This window comes from Bacteroides faecium, assembly GCF_012113595.1.
GTDB classification, from domain to species: Bacteria; Bacteroidota; Bacteroidia; order Bacteroidales; family Bacteroidaceae; genus Bacteroides; species Bacteroides faecium.
In genome coordinates, this window is record NZ_CP050831.1 from 5473211 (window position 1) to 5489016 (window position 15806).

Sequence of the window (15806 nt, forward strand, 5' to 3'; positions counted from 1 at the left end):
ATAAAAACAAATTAGATATGTTTTTAGTTCTTAACACCAAACTGGAATCAATCAATACCATAAAGGCTTTATTTTTAAAATATTATATAATTACAGTCTTATAATATATCGCTGAACAACGATATATTCATGTATCAAATTTTGAGAATTACGTAAGAATTCATATCTTTACAGCCTATTTATAACAAACATCTTATGGCAAACAATAGTTTATTGATTTACTGGATTAGCGAGCCCCATTGGAGTTTCAATTATTTACTAATAATAATATTACTTCTTATTGTTTGCATCCTATTATTCCGAATTCAGAAGCTACGCAAAGCAATAGAAAAAACAAATCATTCTTATCGCTTCTCATTCGATATTCTCGATAATCTCCCCTTTCCCATCATCGTAAAAGACATTACAAATGATTTTCGATACTACTATTGGAATAAAGAGTCGAGTATCGAATCCGGAATCAGCAGTGAAGAGGCTATAGGACGTACTGATTATGAAATATACGGAGAAGAGCGGGGAGAAAAATACCGCAATATCGACAAAGAGCTCGTAAAAGAAGGTAAAATTTATCGCGGAGAAGAGAAATATATCACTCCGGATGGAATAGTACACGACACGATTGCCGTGAAATCAATCATCTCATGGGAAGGAGAAAAAAAATGGTTGTTGGCAATCCGATGGGACATTACCCAACTCAAGAATTACGAAAGAGAATTGGAAACTGCCAAAGAGCAGTTGGAGAAAGCATTGAGAAAACAGAAGTTAGCTCTGAAAAGTATAGATTTCGGGCTTATCTATATTGATAAAAATTACCGTGTACAATGGGAAGAAACAACCCATATCGCCAATATGGTAAAAGGAAGACGGTATATTCCGGGCAAAATATGCTATCAAACCAGCGCACTCCGGGATGAGCCATGCGGACAATGTGCTTTTAAGAAAGCCATTGAGCAGGGGAAGATTATCCGACATACAATCAGAGTTGACCAAGTAGACTTTGAGGTAACGGCGACTCCTGTGTTCAATGACAAAAACGAGACTGAAATCATAGGCGGATTACTTCGTTTCGAAAATATCACTGAGAAATTAAAAATGGACAGGATGCTGCAAGAAGCAAAGGAAAAAGCGGAAGAGTCCAACCGGTTAAAATCAGCTTTCCTTGCCAATATGAGCCACGAAATTCGTACTCCGTTAAACGCTATCGTCGGATTCTCCGAAATGATTTGCCAATCACAGGAAGAAGAAGAAAAACAGGAATTTATGAAAATTATCTCCAGCAACAATATATTATTATTGCAGTTGATAGATGACATCCTCGACTTGTCGAAAATTGAAGCAGGTACTATGGAGTTTACATTAGGGCCGACAGATATTAATGAATTGATGGACGGCATCTGCCGGCAAATGCAAGAAAAGAATACCTCGCCGGACGTACAAATCATGTTTGCGGAAAAGGCAGAGCAGTGCATTCTCAACACCGACCGCGTTCGCCTGTCGCAGGTTATCATAAACTTCACCAACAATGCCATGAAGTTTACTCCGAAAGGTACTATCCAAATGGGATACCGGATTGAAGAGGAAAAAGGTGATATCTATTTTTATGTAAAAGATACAGGAATCGGAATTCCTGCTGATAAGACAGACAAGGTATTTGAACGCTTTGTCAAATTGAACTCTTTCATAAAAGGAACGGGACTCGGATTGGCTATCTGCCGTATTATTGTAGAACGATTGGGCGGAGTGATCGGAGTCGATTCCAAAGAAGGGGAAGGTTCTTGTTTTTGGTTCAGAATTCCGATACGGGAGATTATTGTGAAATAATAAAATAGACAGTCTATCTACATTGATTATCAATATACCTCACCGAGACTGATGCTTCGAGATTATCCTCATTTATAAAACTACATTATGTTCATTGCCGGATATTCACTTTCTTCACTGCTTCTCAAACAACTATAAATGAGCTGGTTGCGGTGAATGAAAGCCTGATTTATTGGCTTTCACAATCCTTCACTCCTTTACTAGTAATGGCTATGACACAGCCATATATATCCAACCTGTTATGCATATATACCCTGCACCTCAACTATTAATATCCTGTATTTCAAACATTAACACCTGACAGTTTAACAATTAATAGCTGACAGTTCAACAATTAATAGCTAACAAGAAATTTGCTTATAGCATATTCAGATTAGCTATAATGAAAATCAGATTAGCTATAATCATATTTACTTTAGCTCATAGTATTTTGAAAAAGTCAGGTAGCAGGCGTCTTTTAATTTTGCGTCCAGACTAAAAGATGCTTTCAACGGGTGAAGGCGTGAAGAGATGTGAAAGCTGGAATTTCCGGTGATTCTTCACCATAACTTTCTTATTCACAAAGATTTGAAACATGGTGAAGAAAGTGAACTCCACTTATAAACATCTATGAATATAAGAGCAGTTGCAAGGCATCACAAAATTAACAAAGAAGCGCAAAAACATCAGGCATCATCCCCTGAACGAAACTTTCTGCATTTATTCCTATTATTTTCATTGTATTACAAAAAAAACATCTATCTTTGTAACACGTTTTCCGCACATCAGCGTGATGAAACAAGTGGAAGGCGTTTTTTTATCCTGAAAAGGAGTAAAATTCGTATTGTCTCTCAAACTTGGAAAATTAGCAGTTTTTGACCGAGAGATGATACAACAGATACTCCACGTGAATAGCTGTATATCAACATATCAGCTAGAGATGTGTTATATATAAACGATTAGCGTGGATGTCTGTTGTTATCATTATCCGGTCAAGGGTCTTGCTAAGCCTCAAGTTTGGATATATGGTACAACAGCATCCATGCTTTTTTTATGTCCGGACGGTTCCTTATACAGCCCGACTCATAATCCCTATCCGACCTGAATATAAAAGGCTGGATGCTCGTTGAACCAACATAAACAAAATAATATTCACTTATTATCGTGGAACACTAAAAAGAGCATTATGTCAAAATGTATTAGCGTAGAAAAAGCAGCAGTCAAATACGGAATAGCCAAGGAAGTAATTTGGCTTTGGGTGGAAATGAAAAAACTTACTGTATCATATGCAAAAGGCATCCCCGCTATCGACGAGAAAGAGATTCAGGAGTTCCTACATTGGGACAAGGCGGGAATTACGTCTGAATATATCGACACATTAGAAGAATTATGCGCCGAAAAAACAAGAGTTTGCAATATGTACGCCGAAATCATAAACTCCCAAGACAGGGAATTGGCACTGCTAAGAGAAAAAAACGCTAAGATAAACGAAATACAGGCGATAATGAAAAGACTGAATGTCCGGATACGTGACTGCAAGAAAGAACTTGCGAAGCACGAAAGATTCGTCAACGCCGGATGGATAAAAAGATTATACAGCAAATGGAAACGGTGAATATAAGTCGTTTAAAACGATAAATATAATATCTGAATATGCAATCTTTAAAAAAAAAATTACTCATCTGATAGGATTTCCTATTTATTTTTTCTACTTTTATCGACTAATACTAAATAATTGCACACAAACATCTATTTGCATGGAATACGAAAAGAATACTACATATTATTTAAAGGTAACCGGTACATTAGCCATTGCCGACAATCAATATTATCTGATAGAAGATAACCAGTTGAAATTACGTGTAAAAATGCTGCAATCCCAGTACGGCCAGCCAATCCCCGAAACCATAAGATGTACATTATCCACATATGATGCCGACGGTTCACCACTTTTTGTACAAGAAAAAGCCGATATCACTATGGATGAACCGGATAACCGGCAATTAAAACAAGGAACTAATTTCCTTACTTATGACCAATTGATTCACAATATCCGGACAGAACCGCCTTTGGAATCCCTTACGTTGGACGCTCTTAAAAAAAGAACAGTCAAAAATAAGATGTTGACGCAAATGCTAGTGGAATACGAGAAGTGCGTCGGGACGTGGATACTTTCTTATCTTGCTGTGCTGCAATCGGAAATGGATGAAGCCGTTGAAGTAAAGAACACTGAACTGCTATGTGCTTTGGTACACTATCAGCAGGCAATTATAGAATGGATGCTGGAAGATTCCTTGTATCTTACGCTTTATTCACCGGATGCCACCGACGCATATCGTAAAGAATGCGAGCGGAAACTGGCGCATGGAGAAGCATTGGTGAATGCTGCCGCCCTTGTGCAAGGCGGCGAAGCCAGTGCCTTTCTTCAAAAGATTTTCTCCAAGATACGTACATCCGGCTATCTTTTGGACAAATCGAAAAAGATAGCGCAAGTAATAGCTTTATTCGGCATTGATACCACGTTATGGGATAAGGATCCCGGCGCATTAGCAGAATTTTGCCGGTATCTGGCTACCAGCACAGCAGATGAGGATGAATATCCGCTATTGTCCCTCATTGCACTGATACGCAAACATATAGACAACCAGGAATGGAATGAAACCCGTTATGACCGCAACATTTATCTCCTCGCCCTTTACCTGCTGCTTTGTAAAGGCAGGAAGAATATGCTGTTTTCAGTCTACAAAGCCATGCTTTACAGATACTGTTGTACAGCCCATCCCGAGTCAGCACGTTTTTTCGTAGACAAAGCATTCAACGAACTGGTCACGGAAGAAAACACTTGCAAGCTAGAATTTACCTGGAATGATGTAATACGGTTCAAGACTGAGTTTTTTGTCACCAAATTGCGCGTTTTCACCAGTGAAACAGACAGTGAAGAGCAACAATCGGCTGCGCAACTAGCGTTGCCGAACGGACATATTTCGCTTCGTGACAGAGTATTTTCCATATACGCAGGAAAGTCGCCCAACACATTGATGGATTATCAAAAAAATGCGGAAATCCTTTCGCCCTTTGAAGGACGCATACAAGTAATAGCCGGAAAAGAGCTAAAGCTCAAAATGACTGAAAAAGGAAACATCACAGTATTAAAGAGATGTTGGGAAGAACTGACGGAAATATCAAAAAAGAAAGTGAACGTGAAACAGAACAAGGAAGCAGCCATAAAGACTTTGCCTACTGTCGGTACACAGGTCACTATCCGGCTTTCCGCTTTCAACCCACGTTTCCCGTTAATGATGTTTGCCGAAATAGATGATCCTGACTATGAAGGCAAAGGCGCCTTGCTTGCCAGTGAAGTATGCCATTACCGCATCAACAGTTTCAACAACATATTTTATGAAGGTGATACATTCGACGCAACGGTTGTCAAGGTAGATAGTGACGGGAGACTATCGTTCAGCATTTTCCAGGAATTGTCCGACATGGCAATGTCTACAGTACAGCCGGACAGCAGATTTTATGCCAGGTTGTACAGGGTACAAAAGAAATCTTGCATGTGGCTGAGTAAGGAAGGATATTGTTTGTTTACACCAGCCACATACCCTTATCCGGAAGTGGGCGAAACAGCCATATTGAAAGTAAGGAACATCAACAAGCAGAGAGGATATATCAATGCCGCCGTCTTAGAATACCTCGATACACCGATTGACACAGAGAATGCACTGGCAACATTAGTCAGAGAATATATCGGCTATTGCCGGCCCGACGACGATTCGGTCTGGGATGAAAAGGATTGGGAAACAACTGCTGATGAAGAGTTGACTGATACCGAAAAGCAATTGGAATTGCCACTGTTGCGCGAACTGTCCAGGTTACTCATCGCGTCGTCTGCCCTCGGAACTTCAGTGGCCGATCGGTACAACATTCTCGGAAGTGCCCTTCTGATAGCTTGTTTTACCAATGATGAAGTTTGTAAAGAGTATGTCACAGCCCGGATGAGCTATGAAGAAAACATCTATAGTTTTGCTACACATCCCGGACAAACGCACTGGGTTGACAACCTAAAAATAAATGACGAGGATATTGTACGTTTTCCGTCATTGGCTCCTCTGAGAGAGAGTATACAGATTCTCAAACAGTTTTACAGCCATACATTTGACCCTCATCTGGCAGTGGGCATCGCAACTACAAAAGATAAAAATAAAGAACATATCATTCGTCTGGTACTTGCCAACAGTTTGCTGCATCAGACCTTAGAACCGGATGAATTGTTATTTATCCGTAATGAATTACTTAGACGTATCGGGGCGGCCGAGTTTGTAGTGACAGCCCGGATAGAGAAAAAAGACGGAGAGGAAGAGAAAATAGAAGTCATAAATCTGGGTCGTGAAAGCGGAGAAGTGGAATTCAAGACTTCAATCGTGTATCCGGTAAACCGCTCTCTTCCCGACATGAAGCAACAGTCTGAAGTTATTTTACGCGCGATAGCAGGATTTCTGAACGCAAATGGCGGCACACTCTATATCGGAGTAGCTGATAACGGTAATGTGACCGGACTGGTGAATGATTATTCTTATATGGTATGCAATTCGGACGCTTACGAGCGGTTTATACGGCAACGTATCATTTCGACAATGGGAAAAGATATCAACGGCATTATTCACATTGATTTTCCAAAGTATGGCGGACGGGAAATTTGCCATGTGACAATTCCGTGTTATGGAAAGTTGGTAGAACTGAACGGGGCGGTGTGGCAACGCCAGGGAAACTCAACGGTATTGCTGGATGGAAATGCGTTGCTGAAGCAGCAGCAGCGAAAAAAGGACGCACTGAAAAATGAACTGAAGGCATTGGAATTAGAGAGAATTAAAACCAGTGAGAGTGATGTGAAGAATGAAGAACTGGTGAACCAGAGCCTGCTAGATACCGGCACAATCCAAACGAGTGTTGCCGCAGCCTTTGCCGCCAGCCTGAAAAAGAAAAAGGAGAAAGAGCAACAACCGGCAAAAAAGATAAACAAGATACCGACTTCATCTCTGCGTCCCGTTTCACAAGGAATCTACATCGCCACCTATCTGACCCTGTTGGAAAACGGGGGATATATGCTGACAGACGAAATTCCGCATATTGACAATGCCGTCCTTACATTGGCTATCAATGAGGCCGAAGTGGGTGGCAGCCTGTTGTTGTGTTATGATAATGCATACGTGAATCGCGTACCATTAAGGATATTGTTGCAAAAGAAAAGAAGCTATACCTATAAAAATGGCGTAAACAAGGATATGCGTCTGATATTTGCGACTATCGAAAATGGGGAACCGTATATCTTATGTTGCACCAACAAGCAGGGAAATGACTATTTCAAACTGGCCACAATAGAGAAAATCAAGCAAAATACAGACTTGACATTAAAAGGAACTCCGCTCTTTTCGTATGACTTCGGAGAAGTAACACGATGGGAAGTGATACCGGAAACGAAAGCGGACAAACTTAAGAAACTGGTATGTGACAAATTGCAATATCAGGGGGTGGCAATCCATGCGGAAACGATTACTACTGAACGGAAAGTCTTAGAAACACTGGGAATAAGGTATCCATAGCCGTATCCCCAGTGTTTTACTGGAGAAAGAAGGATCAAAGAGCAGTCTCCAATATCTCACGGGCAACAGTTCCCGTCACAGTTCCGTTCTCACCATATTTAACTCCGCGTTCATTGAAACGGCGTTCAATTTCCAGGATAGTCTCCTGCCCTATGTTTTCTTCATGCAGGCGGGTAGTCAGTCCCAGTGAACGGAAAAAGTCTTCCGTACAACAAATCGCTTTATCAATCCGTTCTTCTCTCGTGCCGGAAGTAATTCCCCATACTCTTTCACCGTATTGTACCAGTTTATCTCCCTTTGCTTCACGAAGCACTTGCAGGGTAGCAGGAAGAACGATTGCCAGTGTATGACCATGTGTCAGTCCGTGCAATGCGGTGATTTCATGACCAATCATATGAGTCGCCCAATCCTCAGATACTCCCATGGCAATAAAACCGTTCAATGCCATGGTAGCCGAAAGCATAAAGTCTGCCATCAGTTGATAATCATGCTGGTTCTCACGGATTTTCGGTGCTATTTCTACTAATGTTTGAAGAATGCCTTCCGCCCAGCGATCCATGACACGGCTCTGTCCGGGAGTAGTCATGTATTGCTCCATCACATGAACAAAGGTGTCTGACAGTCCGCATGCTACCTGATGGGGTGGCAACGTAAAAGTTACTTCCGGGTCAAGAATCGAAAATAGCGGATAATTAGCGTTAAAAGGATATTTCTCCTTTGTTTCATGACGGGAGATAACTGCTCCGTTATTCATCTCCGAACCAGTGGCGGGAAGAGTCAAAACAGTAGCCAGCGGCACAGTATGAGTGACACGGCGTCCGGCAAGCACCAAGTCCCAGGCATCACCGTCGTACAGGATACCTGCTGAAATCAGTTTCGTGCCGTCAATCACAGAACCGCCGCCAACGGCCAGTAAGTAATCCACTTTCTCTTCTTTTCCCAAAGCAATCGCTTTACGGAGAGTTTCAACGGCAGGATTGGGTTCAATCCCCCAGAACTCTACGGTAAAATGATTCTTCAATGCTTCCTTTACCTGGTCGTACACACCATTTTTCTTCACGCTTCCGCCGCCAAAAGTAATCATAATACGTTTGTCGGACGGAATCTCTTTAGCCAACCGGGCAATCATCCCGCGACCCACTATCAGTTTCACGGGATTCTGAAAAATAAAATTTTCCATATCTTGTCTCTTGTTCTTATTTTGTTTATTAGTTACTATCCTTGCAAAGATACTCGAATTATCCGAAACCTTTCAGAATCAGGCAATGAATTGTTGCGCAACGGAAGGAACCATAGCCGACAGCCAAGGTTTCATATCTTCTGCCACTAGTAACCAATAAAGCAATAATATTACGAAAATGGCAATAGCAATGCCTACTAAGACTTTTCTCTGTTTCATACTTGTTTTTGTTTAAAAATTCAATATTTATAAGAACAGTTCAGCTCTGAAATTGTTCTATAATCAGAAAAATGAAGGCAAAAGAGAAAAAAAGTAATATTTTGTTTGCAGTTTCAAACAAAGTGTCTATATTTGCCCCCATAAAATAACAAAAGACAATGAGAACAATGTTAGTAAATACATATTGGTGGTGGCGCCCGTTACAACTCCGACAGTCGTAAGGGAGCAGTGCTCGTATGTATATACCTCATTAAAGATATAACAGATTTGAAAGAGCCCTGTCGCAGCTTGCGACAGGGCTCTTTTTATTTGCCCGTTTTTGAACAAGAATCAAATAATAACATTAAAATATAGGATTATGAAAAGTTTTTTAGTTGACCAGGATGGCTATTACGGAGAATTCGGTGGAGCGTATGTACCGGAGATTCTCCACAAATGTGTAGAGGAACTGAAGAATAAGTACCTCGAAGTAATTGAAAGTGAAGACTTCAAGAGAGAATTTGACCAATTGCTGCGTGACTACGTAGGACGCCCTTCCCCACTCTATCTGGCGAAACGCCTTTCGGAAAAGTATGGTTGCAAACTGTATCTGAAACGGGAAGACCTGAACCATACGGGCGCCCACAAAATCAACAACACTATCGGGCAAATCCTGTTGGCACGCCGCATGGGAAAGAAACGTATCATCGCCGAAACAGGTGCCGGACAACACGGAGTGGCAACCGCTACCGTATGTGCACTGATGGATATGGAATGCATCGTTTATATGGGAAAGACGGACGTAGAACGCCAACATATCAACGTAGAGAAAATGAAAATGCTGGGAGCCACTGTCATCCCTGTCACTTCGGGAAACATGACTCTGAAAGATGCCACTAACGAAGCGATTCGTGACTGGTGCTGTCATCCTGCCGACACTTATTATATCATCGGTTCTACCGTAGGGCCTCACCCTTACCCCGATATGGTGGCACGTCTGCAATCCGTCATCAGCGAAGAAATCAAGAAACAACTTCAGGAAAAAGAAGGACGCGATTTTCCCGACTATCTGATAGCCTGTGTAGGCGGTGGAAGCAATGCTGCCGGAACTATCTATCACTATATCAATGACGAACGGGTAGGCATCATCCTGGCGGAAGCCGGGGGTAAGGGGATAGAGACAGGAATGACTGCCGCCACCATCCAACTAGGAAAAATGGGAATCATCCACGGAGCACGTACATACGTCATCCAAGACGAAGACGGACAGATTGAAGAGCCATATTCCATTTCTGCCGGACTGGATTATCCGGGAATCGGGCCGATACATGCCAACCTTGCCGCACAAAGACGCGCCAACGTGTTGGCCATCAACGATGACGAAGCCATAGAAGCTGCCTACGAACTGACGAAGCTGGAAGGAATTATCCCCGCACTGGAATCGGCACACGCACTAGGCGCTTTGAAGAAACTGAAGTTTAAACCGGAAGATGTGGTTGTACTCACGGTTTCGGGACGAGGTGACAAAGACATCGAGACTTATTTATCTTTCAACGAAGAGCAATAGGAGAACCAGCCAAATCGAATTTATAACTTGTAATTAATAAAAGCAGAGATGAAAACATTTAATTATACTACCCATAGCAAACAGGTGCTCGGAGATATGCATACTCCCGTCAGCATCTACCTGAAAGTGCGCGATATGTATCCGCAATCTGCATTAATGGAAAGTTCCGATTATCATGCCGGAGAAAACTCTTTATCATTTATCGCCCTTTGCCCGCTGGCAAATATCGGCGTAAACAGCGGCATTGTTACAGCCAATTACCCGGACGGCAGCCGTACAGAAGAGCCGCTGACTAAAACATTCACCGTGGAAAAAGCCATGAACCGCTTTATCAGCCAGTTCAAGGTGAGTGGAGAAAACAAAAATGTATGCGGGCTTTATGGATATACCACTTTCAACGCCGTGAAGTATTTCGAGCATATCCCGGTGAAAGAAAGTCACGATGAAGAGAACGACGCACCGGATTTACTGTACATATTATATAAGTATATCATTGTCTTCAACCATTTCAAGAATGAATTGACATTAGTAGAGATGTCGGCTGAGGGAGAAGAAAGCGGTCTGCCGGAACTGGAAGCAGCCATCGAAAACAGGAATTATGCTTCTTACAATTTCTCGGTGACTGGCCCCGTCACCAGCCCTATCACGGATGAAGAGCATAAAGCGAATGTCCGTAAAGGAATTGCCCATTGCATGCGTGGCGATGTTTTCCAAATCGTACTTTCCAGAAGATTTATTCAGCCTTACGCCGGAGATGATTTCAAAGTTTATCGCGCACTCCGCAGTATTAACCCTTCTCCTTATCTTTTCTATTTCGACTTCGGCGGATACCGTATCTTCGGTTCTTCACCTGAAACACACTGCAAGATTGAAGAAGGCCGGGCGTATATCGACCCGATTGCAGGAACTACCCGTCGTACCGGAGATATTGTAAAAGACCGTGAACTGGCGGAAGCATTGCTTGCCGACCCTAAAGAGAATGCGGAGCACGTGATGTTGGTAGACCTTGCAAGAAATGACCTTTCCCGAAATTGCCATGATGTGCGGGTGCTATTCTACAAAGAGCCGCAATACTACAGTCATGTCATCCATTTGGTGAGCCGTGTGAGCGGTGTGTTGAATGAAGGGGCGGATAAGATAAAAACATTCATCGACACTTTCCCCGCCGGCACACTGAGCGGCGCACCAAAAGTTCGTGCCATGCAACTTATCAGCGAAATCGAACCTCACAACCGGGGAGCGTATGGCGGATGTATCGGTTTTATCGGGCTGGACGGTGAATTGAATCAGGCTATTACCATCCGTACGTTTGTGAGCCGTAACAATGAATTATGGTTCCAAGCCGGAGGTGGCATCGTGGCACGCAGTCAGGATGAATATGAATTGCAAGAGGTGAATAATAAGTTGGGAGCGTTGAAGAAAGCAATCGATTTGGCTGTAAAATTAAAGAATTAAGCGAAAACAAGGAAAACGATTTGAGCAACAATTTTACAAAGACTAGAAAAAAATGAAAATATTACTTTTAGATAACTACGACTCTTTCACCTATAATTTACTGCACGCAGTGAAAGAACTGGGAGCTACGGATGTAGAAGTAGTCCGCAATGACCAAATAGAGCTTGATGAAGTAGAACGGTTCGATAAAATCATCCTGTCTCCCGGACCGGGCATCCCCGAGGAAGCCGGATTGCTATTACCTATTATTAAAAGGTACGCGCCCACAAAAAGTATTTTGGGTGTTTGCTTGGGACATCAGGCTATCGGCGAGGCTTTCGGAGCACGTCTGGAAAACCTGACAGAAGTATATCATGGGGTACAGACTCCTGTCAGTATCCTTAGCCGGGATATACTTTTCGAAGGATTGGGGAAGGAAATTCCCGTCGGACGATATCACTCCTGGGTAGTGAGCCGGGAAGGTTTTCCCGATTGCCTGGAAATAACGGCAGAAAGCAAGGAAGGACAAATCATGGCATTGCGCCATAGAACTTATGACGTACATGGCATACAGTTCCATCCCGAATCGGTATTAACTCCGCAAGGAAAAGAAATTATCAAGAACTTCTTAAACGATTAAAGTTATGAAACAGATTCTATATAAGCTTTTTGAGCATCAGTATTTGGGACGCGATGAGGCCCGTACCATCTTACAAAACATCGCACAAGGAAAATATAATGATGTACAGGTGGCTTCGCTAATCACGGTTTTCCTGATGCGCAATATTTCCGTTGAAGAATTATGCGGTTTCCGCGATGCATTGCTTGAGATGCGTGTTCCGGTAGATTTGAGCGAGTTTGCTCCGATAGATATTGTAGGAACAGGCGGTGACGGAAAAAATACGTTCAACATTTCTACAGCTTCCTGTTTCACGGTTGCCGGGGCAGGCTTTCCGGTGGTGAAGCATGGTAATTATGGAGCAACGTCAGTCAGTGGTGCCAGTAATGTGATGGAGCAGCATGGCGTAAAGTTTACCAGTGATGTGGAGCAGTTGCGTCGTAGCATGGAGCAGTGTAATATTGCGTACCTGCATGCTCCCCTATTCAATCCGGCTTTGAAAGCTGTCGCTCCGGTTCGCAAAGGACTTGCCGTACGTACTTTCTTCAATATGCTCGGCCCGTTGGTAAATCCGGTATTGCCGGCTTATCAGCTTTTAGGAGTTTATAATCTCCCCCTACTTCGTCTCTATACTTATACTTATCAGGAAAGTAAAACGAAATTCGCTGTTGTTCATAGTTTGGACGGGTATGATGAAATTTCCCTTACTAATGAATTTAAGGTGGCAACCAGTGCCAACGAAAAAATTTATACTCCTGAAAGTCTCGGATTCTCCCGCTACAAAGATACCGACCTGGATGGCGGACAGACACCGGAAGACGCTGCTAAAATCTTCGATAACATCATGAATAATACGGCGACCGAAGCCCAGAAGAATGTGGTAGTTATCAACTCGGCTTTCGCCATCCATGTAGTTTGTCCGGAGAAAACGATTGAGGAGTGTATTGCCATGGCTAAAGAGTCACTGGAAAGTGGGCGGGCATTAACAACTTTGAAGAAATTCATTGAATTAAACAGTTAAATATAAAGATCAGGCACGGATTACACGGATTACGCGGCTCTTGTAGCTCCAATCAACCAAACTGTGTAATCCGCGTAATCCGTGCCCAAAATCATGAATATCAATTAAATTATGAAAGATATATTATCCGAAATTATAGCCAACAAACGATTTGAAGTAGACCTGCAAAAGCAGGCTATTTCTATCGAACAGTTGCAGGAAGGTATCAGTGAGGCTCCGGTTATTCGCTCCATGAAACAGGCATTGGCTTCTTCAAAGTCGGGCGTGATTGCAGAATTTAAAAGACGTTCTCCGTCTAAAGGATGGATAAAGCAGAACGCACGCCCGGAAGAAATAGTTCTCTCCTATGCGACAGCAGGTGCTTCTGCCCTCTCTATCCTCACCGATGAGAAGTTTTTCGGGGGAAGTCTGAAAGATATTCGTATTGCGCGCCCTTTGGTAGAGATTCCTATTCTAAGAAAGGATTTCATCATTGACGAATATCAACTTTACCAGGCAAAAATTGTCGGTGCGGACGCTGTGCTTCTTATCGCAGCCGCGCTTGAACAGGAAAAATGTAATGAACTTACAGAGAAAGCCCATTCTCTGGGACTGGAGGTTCTACTGGAAATCCACAGTTCGGAAGAATTGGCGTATATTAATGAAAAGATAGATATGGTAGGAATCAACAATCGTAACTTGGGAACTTTCTTCACCGATGTGGAAAACTCGTTCCGATTGGCCGGGCAACTTCCCCAAGACGCGGTTTTGGTATCCGAAAGCGGTATCTCCGATCCTGAAATCGTAAAACGTCTCCGGGTAGCCGGATTCCGTGGATTCCTGATTGGTGAAACATTTATGAAAACTGAGCAACCGGGAGAAACTTTACAGAATTTCCTGCAAGCCATACAATAAACTAATTATTCAAAACGGACAGCCCTATGATCAACGGAAAAATTATCAAAGTATGTGGTATGTGTGAAGCTGAAAACATACGGGACATAGAATCACTTGAAGGCATCGATATGCTGGGATTTATCTTTTATCCCAAATCTCCCCGATATGTCTACGAACTTCCGGCTTATCTCCCTATTCATAGCCACCGTGTCGGAGTTTTTGTGAATGAAGACAAGCAGATGGTCAGTATGTTTGCGGATCGTTTCGGACTGGACTATGTGCAACTGCACGGAAATGAGTCTCCGGAATACTGCCGGTCACTGCATGCTGCGGGATTGAAAATCATCAAAGCCTTTTCAGTAGCCCGCCCCAAGGATTTGACAAAGGTATATGAATATGAGAAAGTGTGCGACCTGTTCCTGTTCGATACGAAATGCGAACAGTATGGTGGTTCGGGCAATCAGTTCGACTGGAGTATCCTGCATACGTATAACGGGCATGTACCTTTTCTGTTAAGCGGCGGTATCAATCCTTACAGCGCCAATGCGCTGAAAGAATTCAAGCATCCCCGCCTTGCCGGATATGACCTCAACAGCCGTTTTGAATTAAAACCGGGAAAGAAGGATACGGAACGTATCCGGACATTCCTCAATGAACTAAAATCATAATTTTAAATTTCCAATAATCATGAATAGAATTAATCAACTTTTCAATAGCAATAAGAAAGATATACTTTCCATTTATTTCTGTGCAGGCGATCCGACATTGGACGGCACTGCCGATGTAATCCGTACACTCGAAAAGCACGGAGTCAGTATGATTGAAATCGGGATTCCCTTCAGTGATCCGATGGCAGATGGTATTGTTATTCAAAATGCTGCTACTCAGGCACTGCGCAACGGTATGTCCCTAAAACTCCTTTTCAAACAATTGCGAGATATTCGCAAGGATGTGAAAATACCACTTGTATTTATGGGTTATCTGAACCCGATCATGCAGTTCGGATTTGAAAATTTCTGTCGCCAATGTGTGGAATGTGGTATCGACGGAGTGATTATTCCCGATCTTCCTTTCCGTGATTATCAGGAACAATACCGCATCATCGCCGAACGTTATAACATCAAAGTTATTATGCTTATTACACCGGAAACCAGTGAAGAGCGCGTACGTGAAATCGACGCGCATACAGACGGCTTCATCTACATGGTTTCATCCGCAGCAACTACCGGAGCACAACAGGACTTCAACGAACAGAAGCGGTCTTACTTCAAAAAGATAGAAGATATGCATCTGAACAATCCATTGATGGTGGGATTCGGTATCTCGAACAAAGCGACTTTCCAGGCAGCCTGCGAACATGCTTCGGGAGCAATCATTGGTAGCAAATTTGTCACTTTGCTCGAAGAAGAAAAAGACCCGGAGAAAGCTATCCTCAAATTGAAGGAAGCACTAAAAAAATAATGATAGCCGACAGTAAGTAGTTAAAGTAATCAGGCTGGCTATTATCG

At 42.6% G+C, this 15806-nt stretch carries 12 protein-coding genes; 10 read left to right on the plus strand and 2 right to left on the minus strand.

Going from position 1 to position 15806, the window contains the following annotated elements; genetic code table 11:
- The first annotated feature begins 195 nt into the window (after positions 1-195).
- From BacF7301_RS20525 to BacF7301_RS20535, 3 genes are all read left to right on the plus strand, one after another.
- Positions 196-1821 carry a sensor histidine kinase gene (locus BacF7301_RS20525; protein WP_167965766.1) on the plus strand — a complete coding sequence of 542 codons (1626 nt, stop codon included), beginning with the start codon at positions 196-198 and terminating at the stop codon, positions 1819-1821.
- A gap of 1165 nt (positions 1822-2986) precedes the next feature.
- A complete protein-coding gene (locus BacF7301_RS20530; protein ID WP_167965767.1) occupies positions 2987-3415 on the plus strand; it encodes a hypothetical protein in 429 nt (142 codons plus the stop codon).
- Between the two features lie 142 nt (positions 3416-3557).
- Positions 3558-7403, plus strand: a complete 3846-nt coding sequence (locus tag BacF7301_RS20535) for an RNA-binding domain-containing protein (RefSeq protein WP_167965769.1) — start codon at positions 3558-3560, stop codon at positions 7401-7403.
- 34 nt (positions 7404-7437) lie between these two features.
- Here BacF7301_RS20535 and BacF7301_RS20540 read toward each other — a convergent pair whose 3' ends face one another.
- Complete coding sequence (locus BacF7301_RS20540) at positions 7438-8583, minus strand: iron-containing alcohol dehydrogenase (protein WP_167965771.1); 1146 nt, start codon at positions 8581-8583, stop codon at positions 7438-7440.
- Between the two features lie 78 nt (positions 8584-8661).
- The gene (locus BacF7301_RS20545; protein ID WP_167965773.1) at positions 8662-8802 is read right to left on the minus strand and encodes a hypothetical protein; all 141 of its coding nucleotides are present in this window, start codon (positions 8800-8802) and stop codon (positions 8662-8664) included.
- A gap of 358 nt (positions 8803-9160) precedes the next feature.
- Here BacF7301_RS20545 and trpB point away from each other — a divergent pair, with 358 nt between their 5' ends.
- The 7 genes from trpB to trpA all read left to right on the plus strand — a co-directional run bounded on the left by trpB (position 9161) and on the right by trpA (position 15759).
- The gene (gene trpB, locus BacF7301_RS20550; protein WP_167965775.1) at positions 9161-10348 is read left to right on the plus strand and encodes a tryptophan synthase subunit beta; all 1188 of its coding nucleotides are present in this window, start codon (positions 9161-9163) and stop codon (positions 10346-10348) included.
- Between the two features lie 48 nt (positions 10349-10396).
- Positions 10397-11803: an anthranilate synthase component I family protein gene (locus tag BacF7301_RS20555; protein ID WP_167965777.1), complete on the plus strand. Its 1407-nt coding sequence runs from the start codon at positions 10397-10399 to the stop codon at positions 11801-11803.
- A gap of 52 nt (positions 11804-11855) precedes the next feature.
- Positions 11856-12422: an anthranilate synthase component II gene (locus BacF7301_RS20560; protein ID WP_167965779.1), complete on the plus strand. Its 567-nt coding sequence runs from the start codon at positions 11856-11858 to the stop codon at positions 12420-12422.
- 4 nt (positions 12423-12426) lie between these two features.
- Positions 12427-13422: an anthranilate phosphoribosyltransferase gene (gene trpD, locus BacF7301_RS20565; protein WP_167965781.1), complete on the plus strand. Its 996-nt coding sequence runs from the start codon at positions 12427-12429 to the stop codon at positions 13420-13422.
- A gap of 111 nt (positions 13423-13533) precedes the next feature.
- Entirely contained in the window at positions 13534-14316 is a 783-nt protein-coding gene (trpC, locus tag BacF7301_RS20570; protein ID WP_167965783.1) for an indole-3-glycerol phosphate synthase TrpC, read from the plus strand.
- Positions 14317-14342: 26 nt separating this feature from the next.
- Complete coding sequence (locus BacF7301_RS20575) at positions 14343-14966, plus strand: phosphoribosylanthranilate isomerase (RefSeq protein WP_167965785.1); 624 nt, start codon at positions 14343-14345, stop codon at positions 14964-14966.
- 19 nt (positions 14967-14985) lie between these two features.
- Positions 14986-15759: a tryptophan synthase subunit alpha gene (trpA, locus tag BacF7301_RS20580; protein ID WP_167965787.1), complete on the plus strand. Its 774-nt coding sequence runs from the start codon at positions 14986-14988 to the stop codon at positions 15757-15759.
- The last annotated feature ends 47 nt before the right edge of the window (positions 15760-15806 follow it).

Excerpts from the sequence above, each read along its gene's own strand:
- BacF7301_RS20525 (WP_167965766.1), top strand. The coding sequence starts at position 196 with ATGGCAAACAATAGTTTATTGATTTACTGGATTAGCGAGCCCCATTGG.
- BacF7301_RS20530 (WP_167965767.1), top strand. The coding sequence starts at position 2,987 with ATGTCAAAATGTATTAGCGTAGAAAAAGCAGCAGTCAAATACGGAATA.
- BacF7301_RS20535 (WP_167965769.1), top strand. The coding sequence starts at position 3,558 with ATGGAATACGAAAAGAATACTACATATTATTTAAAGGTAACCGGTACA.
- BacF7301_RS20540 (WP_167965771.1), bottom strand. The coding sequence starts at position 8,583 with ATGGAAAATTTTATTTTTCAGAATCCCGTGAAACTGATAGTGGGTCGC.
- BacF7301_RS20545 (WP_167965773.1), bottom strand. The coding sequence starts at position 8,802 with ATGAAACAGAGAAAAGTCTTAGTAGGCATTGCTATTGCCATTTTCGTA.
- trpB (WP_167965775.1), top strand. The coding sequence starts at position 9,161 with ATGAAAAGTTTTTTAGTTGACCAGGATGGCTATTACGGAGAATTCGGT.
- BacF7301_RS20555 (WP_167965777.1), top strand. The coding sequence starts at position 10,397 with ATGAAAACATTTAATTATACTACCCATAGCAAACAGGTGCTCGGAGAT.
- BacF7301_RS20560 (WP_167965779.1), top strand. The coding sequence starts at position 11,856 with ATGAAAATATTACTTTTAGATAACTACGACTCTTTCACCTATAATTTA.
- trpD (WP_167965781.1), top strand. The coding sequence starts at position 12,427 with ATGAAACAGATTCTATATAAGCTTTTTGAGCATCAGTATTTGGGACGC.
- trpC (WP_167965783.1), top strand. The coding sequence starts at position 13,534 with ATGAAAGATATATTATCCGAAATTATAGCCAACAAACGATTTGAAGTA.
- BacF7301_RS20575 (WP_167965785.1), top strand. The coding sequence starts at position 14,343 with ATGATCAACGGAAAAATTATCAAAGTATGTGGTATGTGTGAAGCTGAA.
- trpA (WP_167965787.1), top strand. The coding sequence starts at position 14,986 with ATGAATAGAATTAATCAACTTTTCAATAGCAATAAGAAAGATATACTT.